The sequence below is a fragment of the Mucilaginibacter sp. P4_G9 genome, from assembly GCF_056400985.1.
Genome location: NZ_JBFUKF010000823.1, coordinates 1 through 1,016, shown reverse-complemented (window position 1 = coordinate 1,016; position 1,016 = coordinate 1). Strand labels below are relative to the sequence as shown.

Below are 1,016 nucleotides of genomic sequence, written 5' to 3'. Positions count from 1 at the left end.
ACCTTAACTTCCTTAGGGATAAACAGGATACCTGCGGTTACCAATAATATTACGCCCGCAGCAATGCTTAAGAAAGGCGCCAGCGACCTTTTACGTTTGCCGGCTTTTAACTCTTCGGTAATTCCTTCCCACACTTTTGCAGATGGCTCTATCTCATAATCGTTTAAAGCCGATTGAAATAATTTGTCCAGATCCTTATCCTGCATATCCATAACTTTTACCCTCCATTTTTGCAATTTGTTCTTTTAATATTGTGCGTGCCCTTGATAGCTGCGATTTTGAAGCACCTTCTGTAATGCCCACTATATCGGCAATTTCTTTATGCGTATAACCTTCCAAAGCGTACAGGTTAAATACGATGCGATAACCCGGTGCCAGTTGTTGTATCAATCCCATCAGTACCCTGGCATCCAGGTTTGCGGCTGCTATTGGGTTAACCGAAGGCTCTATACCTGCATCCCCCATATCAATCATTTGCATCATTTTATGATGCTTTCGATAGTATTCTATGGAGCTGTGTACCATAATACGCCTTACCCAGCCTTCAAACGAGCCGTCGCCTCTATAGTCAACCATTTTTTGAAACACCTTTATAAACCCATTCTGCAACATATCTTCGGCCTCCATTCTGTCGGTAGCATAGCGCATGCACACAGCCAGCATTTTGCCAGCCAATTGTTTATACAACAATTCCTGTGCTTTGCGTTCGCCGGCTTTGCAGCGGTCGACCAATTGTTCAAAAGTATATTTAGGTTCCAAAAACATCATTTAATAGTAAGATGAAAGTGGAGGTTAAATGGTTGCATGGGGTGTGAAATATTTTTTTAATTATTGGAACCTGATGTTATGTAAAGCAATTTTAAACAGATAAGCAAAGTAACCATTTGTATTCAAATTAAAATGTGTATATTTATTAAAATTTGTGTGTATGAGGACTAATATCGATATAAACGATGAACTGATGCAAAAAGCTCAAAAGTTAAGTAGTTTAAAAACTAAAAAGGCAATAATTGAAG

At 39.0% G+C, this 1,016-nt stretch carries 3 protein-coding genes; 1 reads left to right on the top strand and 2 read right to left on the bottom strand.

The features are described 5' to 3' along the window. Positions 1 to 212: hypothetical protein (locus AC1DPZ_RS27915; RefSeq protein ID WP_477409664.1), on the bottom strand; the 212-nt coding region annotated here is incomplete at its 3' end. Next, positions 196 to 765 (bottom strand): RNA polymerase sigma factor, encoded by a 570-nt coding sequence (locus AC1DPZ_RS27910; RefSeq protein ID WP_477409668.1) that lies wholly within the window; start codon positions 763 to 765, stop codon positions 196 to 198. The genes AC1DPZ_RS27915 and AC1DPZ_RS27910, both read right to left, overlap by 17 nt. 163 nt (positions 766 to 928) lie before the next feature. Between AC1DPZ_RS27910 and AC1DPZ_RS27905 the strand changes: the two genes are divergently transcribed. Continuing rightward, the coding region (locus AC1DPZ_RS27905) for a type II toxin-antitoxin system VapB family antitoxin (protein ID WP_477409666.1) at positions 929 to 1,016 on the top strand (88 nt) is incomplete at its 3' end.